Origin of the sequence: Thermoanaerobacter siderophilus SR4 (assembly GCF_000262445.1) — a bacterium.
Classification (GTDB): Bacteria; Bacillota; Thermoanaerobacteria; order Thermoanaerobacterales; family Thermoanaerobacteraceae; genus Thermoanaerobacter; species Thermoanaerobacter ethanolicus.
On record NZ_CM001486.1, the window covers coordinates 1,564,129 to 1,581,466 of the forward strand.

Sequence of the window (17,338 nt, forward strand, 5' to 3'; positions counted from 1 at the left end):
GTATATAATAAAGTTATAACGAGTGGGGTGAGAATTGGTGAAGAAGACTTATATTTGCAAAAATAAAGATGAGACCATTGCCTTAGGAGAAAAATTAGGAAGGCTGTTAAGGAGTGGAGATATAATTCTTTTATATGGCGAGCTGGGAAGTGGCAAAACTGTTTTTACCAAGGGAATTGCAAAGGGGTTAGAAATAAATGAACCAATTACCAGCCCGACTTTTACTTTAGTCAATGAACATAGAGGCAGGATTTCTCTCTATCATTTTGATTTATATAGGTTAGATGATTACACAGCCCTTTATGACATAGGTTATGAGGAATATTTTTATGACGAAGGAGTTTGTGCAATTGAATGGCCTGAAAGGTTAGGACCTTTACTTCCGAAAGAAAGGTTAGAAGTGATAATTCAAAAAGGAGAAAAAGAAGATGAAAGAGTTATTTTATTTAAAGATTTTGGGAGACGATATGAGGAGCTTTTAAAGGAGATGGGGCAATGAAAATTTTGGCAATAGATTCTTCTTCTAAAACTGCTACTGTTGCATTAGTAGATGAAAAGGGGATAATAGGAGAATATTCTATAAATTATCTAAGGCATTCAGTAATTTTAATGCCTATGATAGATGAATTGCTTAAAAAGTGTGAAGTACCGATAAATCAAATAACTCATGTGGCTGTTTCAGAAGGACCGGGCTCTTTTACAGGGCTTAGAATTGGTGCTGCCACTGCAAAAGGTTTGGCTCATGCTCTTAACATACCTATTGTAGGAGTATCTTCTCTTTTAGCTCTTGCATATAATGTCAGTGAATTTGAAGGATTAATATGCCCTGTCATAGATGCTTTAAATGAAAATGTTTATGGAATGCTGATAAGAGGTGGTAATTTTGAAGTTTTAATAGATGCTGGGGTGTATTCTTTAGAGGAAATTACGGAGTTGGTAAGCAATTATTCTGACAAAGTGTTGTTCGTAGGAGATGGTGTTTATTCCTATAAAGATAAATTACAAGAGATGATAAGGGGTAAAGCTTTATTTGCAAAGGACAAAGATAACATGGCAAGAGCAGCTTCCATAGGAGAGCTTGCTATTCAAAAGATAAAAAAAGGAGAAGTGATTAGTTACTTTGATTTCAAGCCGATGTATATAAGGAAATCGGCTGCTGAAATTCGTTTAAGTGGCGAGGGGAGTTAATTAATGGATGTTATTATAAGGCCTATGAGGAAAGAAGATGTGGAGGAGGTCTTGGAAATTGAAAAGCTAAGTTTTAGCACTCCTTGGTCTAAAGAAGCTTTTATAAGTGAAGTTACAAAGAACAGCTGTGCTAAGTATATAGTGGCGGAAGTTGACAACAAAATTGTGGGTTATGGAGGATTTTGGGTGGTTGTAGATGAAGGTCATATAACCAATATAGCAGTTCATCCGGAATACAGATCTAAAGGAATTGGAAGTAAAATTATGGAAGGTTTAATTGACCTTGCTAAGAAAAATGGAATAACTGCCATGACATTAGAGGTGAGAGAATCAAATATAACAGCGCAACATTTGTATGCAAAATATGGCTTTAGACAATTAGGTAGAAGAAAAGGCTATTATCAAGATAATAATGAGGATGCAATTATAATGTGGAAATACGACTTGTGATGGTGGTGAAATAATGGAGAAAGACATAATTATTTTAGGGATAGAATCTTCCTGCGATGAAACAGCTGCAGGAGTTGTAAAAAACGGCAAAGAAGTATTGTCGAACGTAATATATTCTCAAATAGAGATTCATAAAAAATATGGTGGGGTAGTGCCAGAAATAGCTTCAAGAAAGCATATTGAAGTAATATCTTTCGTAGTGGCAGAAGCATTAGAAAAAGCCCAGCTAAGTCTTGATGAAATAGATGTAATTGCGGCTACATATGGACCAGGATTAGTAGGTGCTCTTTTAGTTGGCTTGTCTTATGGTAAAGCTTTAGCCTATGCAAAAAATAAGCATTTTGTAGGAGTAAATCATATAGAAGGCCATATAGCTGCGAATTACTTAGGGGGTGATTTTGCTCCTCCTTTTATTTGCCTTGTGGCTTCCGGTGGACATAGCCACATTGTTTTTGTAAAAAATTATGGAGAGTACGAAGTAATGGGACAGACAATGGACGATGCAGCAGGAGAAGCCTTTGACAAAGTAGCAAGAGCTTTGGGCTTGGGATATCCTGGAGGGCCTGCTATTGAAAGGGCTGCAAAGCTGGGGAATATGGAAGCTATTGAGTTTCCCAAATCTTTTATGGAGGAAGGAAATTTTGATTTTAGTTTTAGTGGGCTTAAAACAGCAGTTTTGAACTATTTAAACAGGCAAAAGCAAAAAGGAGAAGAGGTGAATATTTATGATGTGGCGGCTAGTTTTCAAAGAAATGTGGTGGAGGTCTTGGTAAAAAAATTAATTGATGCAGCAAAGAGGAAAAATATTGGCAAAATTTCTATAGCAGGAGGGGTAGCTTCTAATAGTTTTTTGAGGGAAAAATTAGGAGAAGAAGCGAAGAAAATTGGAATAAGAGTCCATTATCCTGATAAAATTTATTGTACAGACAATGGGGCAATGATAGCTGCTGCCGCTTATTATGACTTTATAAAAGGGAAAACATCTGGCTTGGATTTAAATGCCATTCCTTACTTAAAGATTGGGGAAAAAATTTGACTGTTGAAAATGTGGAAATCTGTCGAAGTTTATGATGTACTGCCCTTTAAGGTCTGTGGATAACCTTGTGGATATTGTGCTTAAATATATTTCATTGTATTTACTGTAATAAAATAGAATGAAAATATATTAAAAATAAATCAAAATTTTAAAGCTTAGGGGGGTTATTATGAGAAATATTTTGCTTTTCACAAAATTAAATGACAATTACATAAAAGAAATTAAAGAGCAAATGGAGGGATATGACGTTCTTTACGTTCAAAATGAGGAAGAGGCTGAAAAGTATGTAAAAGATACAGAGATTATCATAAGCTTTGACTTTGAATTTTATTCCAATATTGTGGACAAGGCTTCAAACTTAAAATGGATTCATCTTTTGAGTGCAGGTGCAGATACTCTTCCTTTTGAAAAACTGAAAGAAATGAAGGTAATAGTTACTAATTCTAGAGATGTCCACAAATATCAAATTTCACAACAAGTCATAGGCTATATGCTTATGTTTGAGAGAGCCCTTAACGTTTTTGTAAGAAATCAAATGAAAAAAGTATGGGATAGATCTGTTAGGGTTTCAGAGCTTACAGGTAAGACTGCTTTGATAATAGGAGTAGGAAGCATAGGAGAGGAAATTGCAAGACTTTTAAAAGAATTTGGCATGAAGGTCTATGGTATAAGAAATTCGGGCAAACCTTCTTTGTATGTGGAAAAAATGTATACCTCTATTGAAGATTGTGATATATTGCCACTTGCCGATTATGTAATTTCTATACTTCCTTTGACTAAAGATACTTATCATTTGATAGGAGAAAATGTGTTTAATAAAATGAAAAATGATAGCTATTTTATAAATGTGGGAAGAGGCAAAGTAGTAGATGAATCAGCTCTTATAAATGCCCTCAAGAATAAAGCTATAAAGGGAGCTGCGTTGGATGTGTTTGAAGAAGAGCCTTTAAGTGAGGACAGCCCTTTGTGGGATATGGAAAATGTGATAATCACTCCTCACATGGCAGGGGTCACGCCTTTATACATGAAAAGAGCGATGGAAATTTTAAGAGAAAATTTGATAGCTTATAAAGAAGGAAGACCTTTGAGAAATATTGTAAATTTAGATAAAGGATACTAAAGCGGGTTTTTACCCGCTTAAATTTTCCCATTCTTCATACATTTCTTCTAATTTGCTTTTAAGGGCGTTGTATTCTTTTTGTATTTCTACAATTTCTCCTGTTTTATAAATTTTAGCATCACACATTTTTTCTTCCAAATATTTTATTCTTTCTTCAGCTTGATAAATTGAATTTTCAAGGTTTTTCAGATACTCTTTTTGCTGCTTTAACTTAAGTTTAGCTAATCTTTCTTTATACCTTTCGTTTTTTATCTGTGTTTTTGTTTTTTGATTGTTTCTTCTTCTTCGTTAAGCTGGTTTTTCTTTTCTATATAATAGCTGTAATTACCTAAGTATACTTCTACACCTTGAGGTGTCAAAATCATCACTTTTGTAGCAATTTTGTCTATAAAATATCTGTCATGGGAGACAAATAATAAAGTTCCAGTATAATCTAACAAAGCTTCTTCTAATACTTCTTTTGCTTTTAAATCTAAATGGTTAGTTGGTTCATCCATAAGTAGAAAATTCGCTTTTGAAAGGATGAGCTTTAGCAATGAAAGCCTTGCCTTTTCACCACCACTTAGTGTAGAGATAGTTTTAAAGACATCTTCTTCTCTAAAAAGAAAAGAAGCTAATAATGTCCTCACTTCTGTTTGAGTAAGATATGGATTTTCATCCCATATTTCATCAATGACTGTTTTTTCAGCATTTAAACTTTTAAATTCTTGTTCGTAATAACCTGTTATTACGTTTGTGCCAAATTTAATTTCCCCTTCAAAATTGTCAATTTCTCCCACTAATATTTTTAAAAGAGAGCTTTTTCCTATTCCGTTTGGCCCTAAAAGGGCAATTTTTCCCCTTTTTTATTTCAAAAGATACATTGGAGAAAATTTGTCTATCAAAGCGTAAAGACAAATTTTTGACTGTCAATACATCATTTCCGCTTTCTAAATCGAAATCAAAACGCAAGTTGATAGATTTATTATTTATCACTGGCTTTTCTATTATTTCCATTTTTTTCAATAGTTTTTGCTTGCTTTCTGCCATTTTTACTGACTTTTCTGTTCTACGGTTTTTTTGAATCTGTATAATTGATTTAATTCTTTTTATTTCTTTTTGCTGTTCTTCATAAGCTTTTAACTTTGCTTCCATTTCCAATTTTTTCTTTTTAAATATTCTGTGTAATTGCCTTCGTAAACACTTAAATGAGTATTTTCAATTTCAAATATTCGAGTGACAATTTTATCCAAGAAATACCTATCATGGGATATAATTAAAATTGTACCATTATAAAATTTTAAATATTGTTCTAGCCATTCTATTGAGTTTATGTCTAAGTGATTGGTAGGTTCGTCTAATAATAGGACATCTGGACTTAAAAGTAAAGTTTTTGCCAGCATAAGACGGGTTTTTTGACCGCCGCTTAAAGTTGATACAGGTGTATCAAATTGGGACACGTTAAATCCTAATCCATTTAAAACCCCTCTTATTTTACTTTCTACAGAATAACCATCTAATTCATTGTACTTGTCTGTTAAAAAGGAATATTCCAAAAAAAGTTTATCAAGTAGATGTGAATCTTTTGTTTGTGAGATTTTTTCCTCTAGAGATTTAATTTGCTTTTCTAATTGGAATATTTCATCAAAAACTGTTTTTACTTCTTCATATATACTTTTTTCAGATTCAATTACAGTATTTTGCTGTAGATATCCAATTTTATTCGCAGAAATTGAAATTGTTCCACTGTCAACTTCAGTAAAACCGGCTAAAAGGTTAAAAAGAGTGGATTTTCCAGCACCATTTTCGCCTATTACTCCTATTTTGTCTCCTTCATTGACTATAAAAGAAATATTTTGTAGAATTATATCGATACCGTAACTTTTTGTCACGTTGCTTACTGTTATGATTGCCATAAATATAACCTCCTGTTCATATTAAATATATCAAAAAAAATTTATTTTGTAAAAGTGTAGTAAACTATAACTTTTTTTAATATGTGTCGATAAAAATTAATGAGTGTATTTTTAAATGGAAGGTGATGGACTTGGATATAGCCACAATAGTGGGTATAGTGCTTGGAGTAGGTTCTTTGATTTATGGATTTACATTAGAAGGCGGTACTGTTGCTTCGTTAATAGGGGTTTCTGCTGCTATAATAGTTTTTGGGGGTACTATAGGGGCTACTATAACTTCTTATTCTATGGATGAAATTAAAAAAGTGCCGGGACTTTTAGTGAGAGCTTTTAAAAATGAAAAGGATAATTACCTTGAGATAATAAAGTATTTTACTTATTTGGCCCAAAAAGCAAGAAGCGAAGGACTTTTAAGCCTCGAATCAGAGATTGAGTCTGAAGAAATAAAAAAATTTGACCCTATTTTAAAGGAAAGTTTAGAATTAGTTGTTGATGGTTCTGATATGGAACTTATTAGAACGACAATGGAGAATAAAATATATATAGAGGATATGGAAGCAAAAAAGGAAGCAGGTATTTTTGAATCTGCGGGTGGTTATGCACCCACAATGGGTATCATAGGAACAGTTATGGGACTCGTTCACGTGTTAAGTAATTTAAGTGAACCAGACAAATTAGGTCCTTCTATAGCGGTAGCATTTATAGCTACACTGTATGGTGTCAGCTCTGCAAACTTGTTGTGGCTTCCTATTGCGCAAAAATTAAAAAATAGGGCTCATATTAAAAGGACGGAAAGAGAATTGATATTAGAAGGAAGTCTTTCACTGCAGGCTGGTGAAAATCCAAAGATTTTAGAGAGAAAGTTAATGACATTTATTACACAAGCGCAGCGCAAAAATATACCTCAGAAAGGTAGTGTTGAATTAAATGAAGAGGTTGGAAGATGAATCAAAGCCAAATCACGAAAGATGGCTGCTTACTTATTCTGATATGATTACTTTACTTTTAATATTTTTTATAGTGATGTATACTATAAGTACTATTAATGCTACCAAATTTGCTCAAATTGCCAGTTCTTTAAGCAAAACTTTTACTGGAACTGATTACGTGATAGGCCAGTATAGTGGGAGCAGCTTTGTTCAAGGTAATAGTGGAGACAAAAATAGTTTGGGAGAAATTGAAAAGCAATTGAACGGTTTTATAAAAGAAAACAATCTTCAAGGTATGGTAACAAGTTATATAGATGAAAGAGGACTTGTAATAAGTATGCAGGATTCTCTTCTTTTTGATTTAGGTTCTGCTGATGTACATCCGGAAGAGAAAGATGTTTTAATAAAAATAGGTAATATGCTAAAAACTCTTCCAAACCATATTAGAGTGGAAGGATTTACTGATGATCTCCCTATACACAATAGTAAGTTTGATTCAAACTGGGAACTGTCTGTTATAAGAGCAACTAATGTGGTAAAAATATTGGTAAATGAAGTAGGAATAGAACCCCAGAGAATTTCAGCAGTAGGATATGGGGAATACAGGCCTGTTGTTCCAAATGACTCAGAAGAACATAGAAGACTTAATAGAAGAGTAGACATTGTCATTATGAATACAGAATATAATAAATGGGAGCCTAAAAGCCAGCAAAATTAAAAAATTTTACTGCTATTACAGAAATTTTTTAGAATTCCTCATATTCTACTATGTTTTTGTTACGTTGACAAAAAATTTACAATATTATATAATTCAATTACATAGTAGAATGAGGTGAGGACAGTGAGCAAAAAGACTATAGTATCAATGGCTGTAATAAGAAGGCTCCCAAGATATCATAGATATCTTGAAGAACTTCTTAAAAACGATGTAAAGCGTATTTCTTCTAGAGAATTAAGCGAAAGGATGGGAGTTACTGCTTCTCAAATTAGACAAGATTTAAATAATTTTGGCGGTTTTGGACAGCAGGGATATGGCTATAATGTAGAAGAGCTTTATAATAATTTGACTAAGATTTTAGGCCTTGATAAAACTTATAATACTATCATCATAGGAGCAGGAAATCTTGGTCAAGCGATTGCCAATTATACTAGCTTTGAAAAATCTGGCTTTAATTTAAAGGGGATTTTTGATATTAATCCTCGTTTATTTGGGCTTAAAATTAGAGATGTTGAAGTGATGGACGTAGAAACAGTAGAAGATTTTATAGCCCGTAATAAAATCGACATAGGTATTTTATGTATTCCCAAAGATAATGCTCAATATACTGCTGACAGACTGGTGAGAGCGGGAATTAAGGCGATTTGGAATTTCTCGCCAATAGATTTAAAGGTACCTGATGATGTAATTTTAGAAAATGTTCATTTAAGTGATAGTTTATTTACTGTATCATATAGATTAAATGAAGAAGAGCTCTTTAAAAAGTTAAAAGGAGAAACTGCTAAAATAGATGGGTAGTGTAAATTTTCTATCCATCTATTTTAATTTTGGCATGAATTTTGCTTTTAAATTTTAATGATAAAACAAGAAGGAGGGTTTTTTATGGAATTTAAAAATATTAAGCTAGAACTAAATGAAGGCGTTTCCCTCATTGCTATTGACAGACCTAAATCTTTGAATGCGTTGAATTTAGAAACTCTTAAAGAAATAGACCAGGCTTTAGAAGAAGTTAAGGAAAATGAGGAGGTGAAAGTAGTAATAATAACAGGAGCAGGAGAAAAAGCTTTTGTAGCGGGAGCGGACATTTCTGAAATGAAGGATATGAATCCACTTAAAGCAAAAGAATTTGCTGAGTTTGGCCAAAAAGTGTTTAGAAAGATTGAACTTATGAAAAAGCCTGTTATTGCTGCTGTTAATGGTTACGCTCTTGGAGGAGGTTGTGAACTGGCAATGGCTTGTGACATAAGGATTGCAAGTCACAATGCAAAATTTGGGCAGCCAGAGGTGGGACTTGGTATTATACCGGGATTTGGAGGCACACAAAGACTACCTCGAATTGTAGGCATGTCAAAAGCGAAGGAGCTTATTTACACAGGGGACATGATAGATGCTGAAGAAGCTTTAAGAATAGGACTTGTTTCAAAAGTAGTAGAGCAAGAAAAACTATTGGAAGAAGCTTATAACATTGCGAAAAAGATAATGTCAAAGGGGATGATTGCTGTAAGGCTTGCAAAAGAAGCTATAAATATAGGGATTAATGCAGATATTGAAACAGGTATGAGTTATGAAGCAAAGGCTTTTGCGGTTTGTTTTGCTACAGAGGACCAAAAAGAAGGTATGGCAGCTTTTTTGGAAAAAAGAGCTCCTAAATTTGTGGATAAGTGATACGTGGTGATAAAGGGTGATAACCCTTTATCTGTAATCTTAAGTGTTAAAAAAATATCAAAAAAGGAGGAGTTTTAATGGATTTTTCATTGACGAAAGAACAACAAATGGTAAGGAAAATATTAAGAGAATTTGCTGAAAAAGAGATTGCACCTAAAGCAAAGGAAATTGATTTAACGGGTGAATTTCCCTGGGATAATGTCAAAAAAATGGCGAAAGCTGATATGATGGGAATTCCATATCCAAAGGAATATGGAGGAGCAGGAGGAGATTATATAAGTTATATTATTGCAGTGGAAGAGATATCACGCGCTTGTGCAGCTACAGGCGTAATATTGTCTGCTCATACATCATTGGCATGTTTTCCTATTTTCCAGTGGGGAACAAAAGAACAGAAAGAGAAATACTTAATACCATTGGCAAAAGGAGAAAAGTTAGGGGCTTTTGCGCTTACAGAGCCTAATGCTGGAACTGATGCAGCAGCTCAGCAAACGACAGCAGTATTAGAAGGAGATCATTACATTTTAAACGGCTCTAAGATTTTTATAACCAACGGCGGAAAGGCAGATGTATATATAGTTTTTGCTATGACCGATAAATCTAAAGGTACTAAAGGAATAAGTGCTTTTATTATAGAAAAAGATTTTCCCGGTTTTTATATAGGAAAAGTAGAAGAAAAAATGGGCATAAGAGGCTCGAGGGCAGCAGAATTGGTATTTGAAGACTGTGTAGTGCCTAAAGAAAACCTACTTGGCAAAGAAGGAGAAGGGTTTAAGATAGCAATGGTGACTTTGGACGGCGGAAGAATAGGTATTGGCGCTCAAGCCTTAGGAATAGCTCAGGCAGCGTTAGACGAGGTCACAAAATATGTAAAAGAGAGGCAACAATTTGGAAGGCCTATAGGGAAATTTCAGGGCTTACAGTGGTATATTGCCGAAATGGCTACAAAAGTAAGTGCAGCTAGACATCTTGTTTACTACGCTGCATGGAGAAAGCAAAACAATTTAAGTTATACGATGGAAGCAGCTATGGCAAAGCTTTTTGCTTCTGAGACAGCCATGGAAGTTACTACAAAGGCAGTACAAATTTTTGGTGGATACGGCTATACAAAAGATTATCCAGTTGAGAGATTAATGAGAGACGCAAAGATAACAGAAATATATGAAGGTACTTCAGAAGTTCAAAAGATGGTCATAGCCTCGAATTTATTAAAGATGTAAGGAGGAATTGCCATGAATATACTTGTGTTTATAAAACAAGTGCCTGATACTAATGAAGTCAAGATAGATCCGGTTACAAAAACCCTTATAAGAGAAGGAGTTCCCAGCATAATAAATCCAGATGATAAAAATGCTTTAGAAGAAGCTATAAGAATTAAAGAAGAATATGGAGCAAAAGTTATTGTCATAACAATGGGACCTCCACAGGCTGAAACTGCGTTAAGAGAGGCACTGGCTATGGGTGCCGATGAGGCATATCTTTTGACTGATAGAGTATTTGCGGGTGCTGATACTTATGCAACTGCCAAAACTTTGTCAAAGATGGCTAAAAAATTTGACTATGACATAATATTCTGTGGTAGACAAGCTATAGATGGGGATACTGCGCAGGTAGGCCCCCAATTGGCTGAACAGCTTAATATTCCTCAAGTGACATATGTTAAAGAAGTAGAAATTGAAGGTGATACACTTATCGTAAAAAGAGCACTTGAAGACGGATATGAAGTCATAAAAGTCAAAATGCCTGTGCTTTTAACAGCGATTAAAGAGCTTAATGCTCCAGGGTATCCTTCTATAAAGGGAATATTTGAAGCGTATAGAGAAAAAGAAGTTAAAATTGTGACTGCTGCAGATTTAGGAGTAGATCCTCAAGAAGTTGGACTTAAAGGGTCTCCTACAAAAGTTATTTCCACAACTACTCCAGAGACACAAAGGGCAGGAGAAATTTTTACAGGCAATGTAAAGGAATGTGTGCAAAACCTTGTCCAAAGATTAGTTGAAAAGCATGTTATATGAAGGAGGCTGGAAAAAATGAATGAATACAAAGATATATGGGTGTTCGCCGAGCAAAGAGAGCAAAGATTAATGAATGTATCTTTAGAGATATTAGGAGAAGCGAGAAAACTTGCTGATAAAAAAGGTGTAAAAGCTTGTGCAGTGTTAGTTGGATATGGTGTGAAAGGGCTGGCAGATGAATTAATCAAATATGGTGCTGATGTAGTGTATGTAATAGATAATCCCCTTCTTAAAAACTATACGACAGAAGGCTATGCAAAAGTCATTGCAGACCTTGTAAATGAGTTAAAGCCAGAAGTGATTTTGTATGGAGCCACATATATAGGAAGAGACCTTGCACCAAGAATTGCTTCACGATTGCACACTGGCCTTACAGCAGACTGTACGGGACTTGATATAGATGAAAATGGATTGCTTTTACAAATACGTCCTGCTTTTGGAGGCAATCTCATTGCCACAATAATATGTCCAGAAAGAAGGCCTCAGATGGCGACGGTGAGGCCTGGAGTTATGAAAAAAGCTCCAAAAGACGGAAAGCGCAAAGGAGAAATCATAGAAATACAGGCAAATATTAAAGAGGGTGACATAAGGACCCAAATATTTGATATAATAAAAGAAGCGAAGAGTAAAGTAAATATAGAAGAGGCAGATATTATTGTTTCTGGAGGAAGGGGGGTAGGAGGAGCAGAAGGATTTAAGCTAATTCAGCAATTAGCTGATGCTTTAGGAGGAGTGGTAGGAGCTTCTCGTGCTGCAGTTGATGCAGGATGGATTTCCTCTGACCACCAAGTGGGGCAGACAGGTAAAACCGTAAGGCCAAAGCTTTATATAGCTTGTGGAATTAGTGGGGCGATACAGCATATTGCAGGCATGGGAAATGCAAAAACGATAGTTGCCATAAATAAAAATCCTGATGCACCTATTTTTAAAGTAGCTGATTATGGAATAGTTGGAGATTTATTTAAAGTAATACCGGCATTGATAGAGGAAATAAAGAGGATTAAAAATAACGAGATGGCATGAATTTTGCATATATAAAAAAGAGGGCGGCTGACCTTTTGGCAGCTGACCCTCTTATAAATAAATTTAGAAGGGGTGTTTTAAAATGCAAAAAATATTTGTAGTCGGTGCAGGTACAATGGGTTCGGGAATAGCCCAGGTATTTGCAGAAAATGGTTTCGATGTCATAATAAGAGATGTAGATATCAAGTTTGTAGAAAGAGGTTTAGGAGTAATTGAAAACAATCTCAAAAGAAGTGTTGAAAAAGGCAAAATTACAGAAGAAGAAAAAATAAAGTTTTAGGAAGAATAAAAGGCACTGTTGACATTAATGAGGCGAAAGATGTTGACTTTGTTATTGAAGCAGCTATAGAAAACATGGAGATTAAAAAACAAATTTTTAAAGAGCTTGATAACGTATGCAAAGAAGGTACAATACTTGCAACAAACACTTCTTCTCTTTCAATAACAGAAATAGCAAGTAGCACAGCAAGGCCTGAAAAAGTTATCGGAATGCACTTTTTTAACCCTGTGCCTGTCATGAAATTAGTAGAAGTTATAAAAGGCATGAAGACTTCTGAAGAGACTTTTAATACAGTAAAAGAGCTGGCGCAAAAGCTTGGTAAGACTCCTGTTGAAGTCAATGAAGCTCCTGGTTTTGTGGTAAACAGGATTTTAATTCCCATGATAAATGAAGCTATAGGAGTTTTAGCTGATGGAGTAGCTTCTGCATCTGACATAGATGAAGCGATGAAATTAGGAGCAAACCATCCCATAGGACCTCTTGCTCTTTCTGACCTTATAGGCAATGACGTAGTTCTTGCAATAATGGATACACTTTATTCAGAATTTAATGATTCAAAATACAGACCCCATCCGCTTTTGAGAAAAATGGTTAGAGCAGGACTTTTGGGAAGAAAAACAGGGAAAGGATTTTTTGAATATAAATAACGAATATAATCTAAAAAGGAAAGAATTGACATGAAAACAGCGATTTATCCAGGAAGTTTTGATCCAGTTACATATGGCCATATAGATATTATAAAAAGAGGAGCACTTTTATTTGACAAATTAATTGTCGCTGTACTTTTAAATCCAATCAAAAAGCCTTTATTTTCAATAGAAGAAAGAATTGAACTTTTAAAAGTTACAACAAAAAATATTCCTAATGTCCAAATAGATTACTTTGATGGCTTATTAGTAGATTATGCAAAAAAAGTAAGAGCTGGTGTTATAATAAGAGGTTTAAGGATGGTTTCTGACTTTGAGTATGAATTCCAGATGGCTTTGATTAATAAAAAATTAGATCCTTCAATTGAGACAGTTTTTTTAATGACAAATGAGCAATACAGTTATTTAAGTTCTAGTGCAGTAAAAGAAATTGCTCAGTTCAGAGGGGGTTTTTCTAAATTTGTGCCTGAAATAGTAGCCCAGAAGTTAAAGGAAAAGTTAAACCCGTAAGGAGGATTGATTTGTATGAGAGAAGTTGTAATTGTAAGTGGTGCGAGAACTGCAATAGGAAAATTTGGAGGTAGTTTGGCCGGTATTCCTGTTGTAGACTTAGGAGCAATTGTTATAAAAGAGGCTTTGAAAAGGGCAAACATTGCTCCTGAACAAGTGGATGAAGTGCTTATGGGAAATGTAATACAAGCAGGACTAGGACAAAACCCAGCAAGGCAGTCGGCAGTGAAAGCAGGAATTCCAGTTGAAGTAACATCTGCAACAATTAATATGGTTTGTGGATCAGGACTTAGAACTGTAGCAATGGCAGCACAGGCTATTATGACAGGAGATGCAGAAATAGTTGTTGCTGGTGGAATGGAAAATATGTCAAGAGCGCCATATCTTTTAAATGAAGCTCGATTTGGCTATAGAATGAACGATGGTAAAATAGTGGATTCTATGGTATACGACGGTTTAACCGATGTGTTTAATCAATATCTTATGGGTATAACAGCTGAAAATGTTGCTGAAAGATATGGAATTACAAGGGAAGAGCAAGACGAATTTGCGCTAAGAAGCCAAAAGCTTGCAGAAACTGCGATTACATCAGGAAAGTTTAACGATGAAATTGTACCAGTTTTAATTCCTCAGAAAAAAGGCGATCCCATAGAATTTAAAACAGATGAACATTATAGACCTGGTACAACATTAGAGGCTCTTTCTAAATTAAAACCTGCTTTTAAACCGAATGGAACAGTTACAGCAGGAAATGCATCTGGCATAAACGATGGAGCAGCTGCTGTGGTTGTTATGTCAAAAGACAAAGCAAAAGAGTTAGGAATTACTCCCCTTGCTACAATTAAGTCTTACGCTTATGCAGGGGTTGACCCAAGTGTTATGGGATTAGGTCCTATTTATTCTACAAGGAAGGCTCTTGATAAAGCAGGCTTAAAAATTGAAGACATTGACCTCATAGAAGCTAATGAAGCTTTTGCAGCCCAAGCGTTAGCAGTTGCAAAAGAACTTAAATTTAACATGAATAAAGTAAATGTCAACGGTGGTGCAATAGCTTTAGGCCATCCTATTGGTGCAAGCGGAGCTAGGATTTTAGTGACACTCCTTTACGAGATGAAAAAGAGAGGTTCCCATCTTGGGCTTGCGACACTTTGCATAGGCGGTGGTATGGGCATATCAATGATTATAGAAATGTAAAGTAAATAAAAATAACGGACAATTGTAGCTATAAATAAAGACCCTAATGCGCCTATTTTTAAGGTTGCAGACTATGGTATCGTTGGTGACTTATATAAAGTAATACCAATCTTGATTAATGAAATAAAAAGTGCAAGAGAGGCATCGCCGGTATCATAGATTAGAAAATTTAATTTGACAAAATACCTGCAGAGCAGGCGATCCTGTGGACGGCTGACTTATGCAGGTATTTTTTATTTTTGTGTTTTTACTATCTTTTTTGCCTACAAAAATTATACACTACCAACTATAAGAGATATTTTAAAGCAGTTATGCAATTATATGTAAAGGAGTGTAAATAATCGAAGGGCATCTTATGCCAGATCATGTACACATGTTAGTGAGTATACCACCGAAGATGAGCGTGTCAAGTTTTATGGGATACCTAAAAAGTAAGAGTGCATTGATGATATTTGACAAACATGCAAACTTATTAAAGTACAAATTTGGGAATAGACATTTTTGGGCAGAAGAATATTATGTAAGCACGGTAGGGCTTAATGAGGCAACTATCAAAAAGTATATACAAGAGCAGGAGAAATATGACATCATGTTGGATAAATTAAGTGTAAAAGAGTATGAGGACCCATTTAATGGGTAGCCGGTAATACGTTCGTCCCTTTAGGAGCGGCAAAAGGGGCAAAGGCATAGTGGCTTGAACAAAGTGAAAGCCAGCGTCTTTAGACGCTGGCCGGTAACAGAGGCTTACAGCCTCAGAGCTGACACCCGTTAGATGGATGGTGCTATTTTTTGCTGAAGGAAATTCAAAATTTTAATAGAATTATTATATAAAAATTAATTTAATCAGGTGATGAATATGGGTTTGGAAAATGAGATGTATAAGTACATTATTGAGAATTCGACGAATGGTGTTGTTGTGACTGACGAAGAATTTCTTATTAAATTTGCGAATAAGATGGCCTCCTACATTCTTGAGGTTGAGAGAGAAAATATAATTGGCAAGAAACTAAACGAGTTGATCGATCTTGAATGTAAAAATGAAAATATTAGGAATAACCACTATACATTTAAGGTTGTATATAAAACTAAGGTTATATTGATTGATGAACTATTTATTGATGAGGAAGGAATGGCAAAAGGCTTTGTTTTTATTTTTCAAGATGTGTCAAAATATGAATATATAGTTGATGAACTCAACAAATATAAAGAGTTGAATAATATGCTGAAGGCTATTATAGATTCATCATATGATGGTATATATGTGACCGACGGAGAGGCGAACACTATTCTTGTAAATAAAGCATATGAAAGAATAACCGGGATAACAGCAGATTTGGTTCTTGGTCATAACATGAAGGAATTAGTTGAAAAAGGATTTTATAGCCAATCTGGTTCTCTGTTGGTTATGGAAAGGGGTACCCAGGTAACTTTAAGGCAAAGGCTATTATCTGGCAAAGAGATATTGATTACAAGCATACCTGTTTATGACAGCGATGGAAAGATGAAATATATAGTGACAAACGTAAGGGATATATCTGAGTTAGTAAAGTTACAGGAGGAACTTTCAGCGACTAAAGTATTAAACGAAAAATACCGTTCGGAGTTGGAATATATAAAAGAAAAACGTTCCAGGTACCACAACTGGTTTTTACTGACAAAGCTATGATAAATCTATTAAATGTTGTTCTTAAACTTGCCAGATTTGATACAACTATTTTATTGCTCGGTGAGACGGGGGTAGGTAAAAGTGAAATAGCTAAACTAATTCACGATAACAGTGAGCGGCATAAAGGGAATTTTATTGAAATAAACTGCGGAGCAATACCCCAAAATTTGTTAGAATCTGAGCTATTTGGATATGAAAAAGGGGCTTTTACCGGTGCTTCTAAAAAATGGCAAGATGGGTTTGTTTGAGTTAGCAAACAATGGAACGCTTTTTTTAGACGAAATATCTGAACTTCCATTGGATATGCAGGTTAAATTGCTGAAGGTTTTGCAGGATAGAATAATATATAGAGTTGGTGGTCTAAAACCAATATCGATAGATGTCAGGATTATTGCAGCCTCTAATAAGGACCTAAAAGAGATGGTGAGTAAAGGGACTTTTAGAGAGGATCTGTATTACAGGCTCAACGTAATACCCATTAAAATACCACCTTTACGCGAGAGAAAAGACGATATTATTCCTTTAATATTGAGCTTTTTAGATCAATGCAACAATAAATACCATATGAATAAATATTTTAATGTTAAGGTTTACGATATTTTAAGGGAATACAGTTGGCCTGGGAACATTAGAGAGTTGAAAAATTTTGTAGAATATATTTGTTTGACTTCTCCTAATGATGAAATAGATGAAAATTGTTTACCGGAATATATTAAGAAAGAAGTTAATAATGAAAAGAAATGTCATTTATACAGTGAAAATATGAGTCTCCAGGAAGCAACATCAATTTTTGAAATGGATTTAATAAAAAAGGCTATTACAAAATATGGTTCTCTAAGAAAAGCAGCACAACATCTAAAAGTTGATCCATCTACTCTGTCGAGAAAAATTAAAAAAGCGAAAGCATCGTTGCATTAATGCAACACATAGCATTAATGCAACGTTACAAGTTCTGTAGAATTAATCTGAGCAACATCATAGGTCAGCTTTTTAATGTTGCAC

17 protein-coding genes and 3 pseudogenes are annotated in these 17,338 nt (G+C 34.6%); 19 read left to right on the plus strand and 1 reads right to left on the minus strand.

The window, feature by feature from the left end:
- Positions 1 to 37: 37 nt before the first annotated feature.
- From tsaE to THESIDRAFT1_RS07655, 5 genes are all read left to right on the plus strand, one after another.
- Positions 38 to 499, plus strand: coding sequence for a tRNA (adenosine(37)-N6)-threonylcarbamoyltransferase complex ATPase subunit type 1 TsaE (tsaE, locus tag THESIDRAFT1_RS07635; RefSeq protein WP_003869316.1), 462 nt, complete (start codon positions 38 to 40; stop codon positions 497 to 499).
- Positions 496 to 1,188, plus strand: coding sequence for a tRNA (adenosine(37)-N6)-threonylcarbamoyltransferase complex dimerization subunit type 1 TsaB (gene tsaB, locus THESIDRAFT1_RS07640; RefSeq protein ID WP_006570005.1), 693 nt, complete (start codon positions 496 to 498; stop codon positions 1,186 to 1,188). The genes tsaE and tsaB overlap by 4 nt, the downstream gene beginning before the upstream one ends.
- Before the next feature lie 3 nt (positions 1,189 to 1,191).
- A complete protein-coding gene (gene rimI / locus THESIDRAFT1_RS07645; RefSeq protein WP_003866846.1) occupies positions 1,192 to 1,638 on the plus strand; it encodes a ribosomal protein S18-alanine N-acetyltransferase in 447 nt (148 codons plus the stop codon).
- 13 nt (positions 1,639 to 1,651) lie between these two features.
- On the plus strand, positions 1,652 to 2,674 hold the full coding sequence (gene tsaD / locus THESIDRAFT1_RS07650) for a tRNA (adenosine(37)-N6)-threonylcarbamoyltransferase complex transferase subunit TsaD (protein ID WP_006570006.1): 1,023 nt from the start codon (positions 1,652 to 1,654) through the stop codon (positions 2,672 to 2,674).
- A gap of 169 nt (positions 2,675 to 2,843) precedes the next feature.
- The gene (locus tag THESIDRAFT1_RS07655) at positions 2,844 to 3,794 is read left to right on the plus strand and encodes a D-2-hydroxyacid dehydrogenase (protein ID WP_006570007.1); all 951 of its coding nucleotides are present in this window, start codon (positions 2,844 to 2,846) and stop codon (positions 3,792 to 3,794) included.
- 9 nt (positions 3,795 to 3,803) lie between these two features.
- On the opposite strand, the pseudogene abc-f reads toward THESIDRAFT1_RS07655, so the two are convergent.
- Positions 3,804 to 5,689, minus strand: a pseudogene (abc-f, locus tag THESIDRAFT1_RS14755) (ribosomal protection-like ABC-F family protein).
- A gap of 125 nt (positions 5,690 to 5,814) precedes the next feature.
- On the opposite strand from abc-f, the gene THESIDRAFT1_RS07665 reads away from it, so the two are divergent.
- The 14 genes and pseudogenes from THESIDRAFT1_RS07665 (at position 5,815) to THESIDRAFT1_RS14610 (ending at position 17,254) form a co-directional block, all read left to right on the plus strand.
- Complete coding sequence (locus tag THESIDRAFT1_RS07665) at positions 5,815 to 6,636, plus strand: flagellar motor protein (RefSeq protein WP_003869322.1); 822 nt, start codon at positions 5,815 to 5,817, stop codon at positions 6,634 to 6,636.
- Complete coding sequence (locus THESIDRAFT1_RS07670; RefSeq protein WP_006570009.1) at positions 6,617 to 7,336, plus strand: OmpA/MotB family protein; 720 nt, start codon at positions 6,617 to 6,619, stop codon at positions 7,334 to 7,336. Before THESIDRAFT1_RS07665 ends, THESIDRAFT1_RS07670 begins: the two co-directional genes overlap by 20 nt.
- A gap of 123 nt (positions 7,337 to 7,459) precedes the next feature.
- Complete coding sequence (locus tag THESIDRAFT1_RS07675; protein WP_006570010.1) at positions 7,460 to 8,134, plus strand: redox-sensing transcriptional repressor Rex; 675 nt, start codon at positions 7,460 to 7,462, stop codon at positions 8,132 to 8,134.
- Positions 8,135 to 8,218: 84 nt separating this feature from the next.
- The gene (locus THESIDRAFT1_RS07680; protein ID WP_006570011.1) at positions 8,219 to 9,001 is read left to right on the plus strand and encodes a short-chain-enoyl-CoA hydratase; all 783 of its coding nucleotides are present in this window, start codon (positions 8,219 to 8,221) and stop codon (positions 8,999 to 9,001) included.
- Positions 9,002 to 9,078: 77 nt separating this feature from the next.
- Complete coding sequence (locus THESIDRAFT1_RS07685; protein ID WP_006570012.1) at positions 9,079 to 10,221, plus strand: acyl-CoA dehydrogenase; 1,143 nt, start codon at positions 9,079 to 9,081, stop codon at positions 10,219 to 10,221.
- 12 nt (positions 10,222 to 10,233) lie between these two features.
- Positions 10,234 to 11,016: an electron transfer flavoprotein subunit beta/FixA family protein gene (locus THESIDRAFT1_RS07690; protein WP_006570013.1), complete on the plus strand. Its 783-nt coding sequence runs from the start codon at positions 10,234 to 10,236 to the stop codon at positions 11,014 to 11,016.
- A 15-nt stretch (positions 11,017 to 11,031) separates the two neighbouring features.
- The gene (locus THESIDRAFT1_RS07695; RefSeq protein ID WP_006570014.1) at positions 11,032 to 12,039 is read left to right on the plus strand and encodes an electron transfer flavoprotein subunit alpha/FixB family protein; all 1,008 of its coding nucleotides are present in this window, start codon (positions 11,032 to 11,034) and stop codon (positions 12,037 to 12,039) included.
- An 82-nt stretch (positions 12,040 to 12,121) separates the two neighbouring features.
- A pseudogene (locus tag THESIDRAFT1_RS07700) lies at positions 12,122 to 12,966 on the plus strand (3-hydroxybutyryl-CoA dehydrogenase).
- Positions 12,967 to 12,996: 30 nt separating this feature from the next.
- Entirely contained in the window at positions 12,997 to 13,476 is a 480-nt protein-coding gene (gene coaD, locus THESIDRAFT1_RS07705; protein WP_006570016.1) for a pantetheine-phosphate adenylyltransferase, read from the plus strand.
- A gap of 15 nt (positions 13,477 to 13,491) precedes the next feature.
- Positions 13,492 to 14,670 carry an acetyl-CoA C-acetyltransferase gene (locus tag THESIDRAFT1_RS07710; RefSeq protein WP_006570017.1) on the plus strand — a complete coding sequence of 393 codons (1,179 nt, stop codon included), beginning with the start codon at positions 13,492 to 13,494 and terminating at the stop codon, positions 14,668 to 14,670.
- 186 nt (positions 14,671 to 14,856) lie between these two features.
- A pseudogene (tnpA, locus tag THESIDRAFT1_RS07715) lies at positions 14,857 to 15,310 on the plus strand (IS200/IS605 family transposase).
- Positions 15,311 to 15,526: 216 nt separating this feature from the next.
- Positions 15,527 to 16,336, plus strand: a complete 810-nt coding sequence (locus THESIDRAFT1_RS13495) for a PAS domain S-box protein (protein WP_208854053.1) — start codon at positions 15,527 to 15,529, stop codon at positions 16,334 to 16,336.
- Positions 16,333 to 16,584, plus strand: a complete 252-nt coding sequence (locus tag THESIDRAFT1_RS14605; RefSeq protein ID WP_279624994.1) for a sigma 54-interacting transcriptional regulator — start codon at positions 16,333 to 16,335, stop codon at positions 16,582 to 16,584. The genes THESIDRAFT1_RS13495 and THESIDRAFT1_RS14605 overlap by 4 nt, the downstream gene beginning before the upstream one ends.
- On the plus strand, positions 16,577 to 17,254 hold the full coding sequence (locus THESIDRAFT1_RS14610) for a sigma 54-interacting transcriptional regulator (RefSeq protein ID WP_279624995.1): 678 nt from the start codon (positions 16,577 to 16,579) through the stop codon (positions 17,252 to 17,254). The genes THESIDRAFT1_RS14605 and THESIDRAFT1_RS14610 overlap by 8 nt, the downstream gene beginning before the upstream one ends.
- Positions 17,255 to 17,338: the final 84 nt, after the last annotated feature.

What these genes read in the sequence shown, in the direction of transcription:
- tsaB (WP_006570005.1), top strand. Translation starts at nt 496, where the DNA reads ATGAAAATTTTGGCAATAGATTCTTCTTCTAAAACTGCTACTGTTGCA.
- rimI (WP_003866846.1), top strand. Translation starts at nt 1,192, where the DNA reads ATGGATGTTATTATAAGGCCTATGAGGAAAGAAGATGTGGAGGAGGTC.
- tsaD (WP_006570006.1), top strand. Translation starts at nt 1,652, where the DNA reads ATGGAGAAAGACATAATTATTTTAGGGATAGAATCTTCCTGCGATGAA.
- THESIDRAFT1_RS07655 (WP_006570007.1), top strand. Translation starts at nt 2,844, where the DNA reads ATGAGAAATATTTTGCTTTTCACAAAATTAAATGACAATTACATAAAA.
- THESIDRAFT1_RS07665 (WP_003869322.1), top strand. Translation starts at nt 5,815, where the DNA reads ATGGACTTGGATATAGCCACAATAGTGGGTATAGTGCTTGGAGTAGGT.
- THESIDRAFT1_RS07670 (WP_006570009.1), top strand. Translation starts at nt 6,617, where the DNA reads ATGAAGAGGTTGGAAGATGAATCAAAGCCAAATCACGAAAGATGGCTG.
- THESIDRAFT1_RS07680 (WP_006570011.1), top strand. Translation starts at nt 8,219, where the DNA reads ATGGAATTTAAAAATATTAAGCTAGAACTAAATGAAGGCGTTTCCCTC.
- THESIDRAFT1_RS07685 (WP_006570012.1), top strand. Translation starts at nt 9,079, where the DNA reads ATGGATTTTTCATTGACGAAAGAACAACAAATGGTAAGGAAAATATTA.
- THESIDRAFT1_RS07690 (WP_006570013.1), top strand. Translation starts at nt 10,234, where the DNA reads ATGAATATACTTGTGTTTATAAAACAAGTGCCTGATACTAATGAAGTC.
- THESIDRAFT1_RS07695 (WP_006570014.1), top strand. Translation starts at nt 11,032, where the DNA reads ATGAATGAATACAAAGATATATGGGTGTTCGCCGAGCAAAGAGAGCAA.
- coaD (WP_006570016.1), top strand. Translation starts at nt 12,997, where the DNA reads ATGAAAACAGCGATTTATCCAGGAAGTTTTGATCCAGTTACATATGGC.
- THESIDRAFT1_RS07710 (WP_006570017.1), top strand. Translation starts at nt 13,492, where the DNA reads ATGAGAGAAGTTGTAATTGTAAGTGGTGCGAGAACTGCAATAGGAAAA.
- THESIDRAFT1_RS13495 (WP_208854053.1), top strand. Translation starts at nt 15,527, where the DNA reads ATGGGTTTGGAAAATGAGATGTATAAGTACATTATTGAGAATTCGACG.
- THESIDRAFT1_RS14605 (WP_279624994.1), top strand. Translation starts at nt 16,333, where the DNA reads ATGATAAATCTATTAAATGTTGTTCTTAAACTTGCCAGATTTGATACA.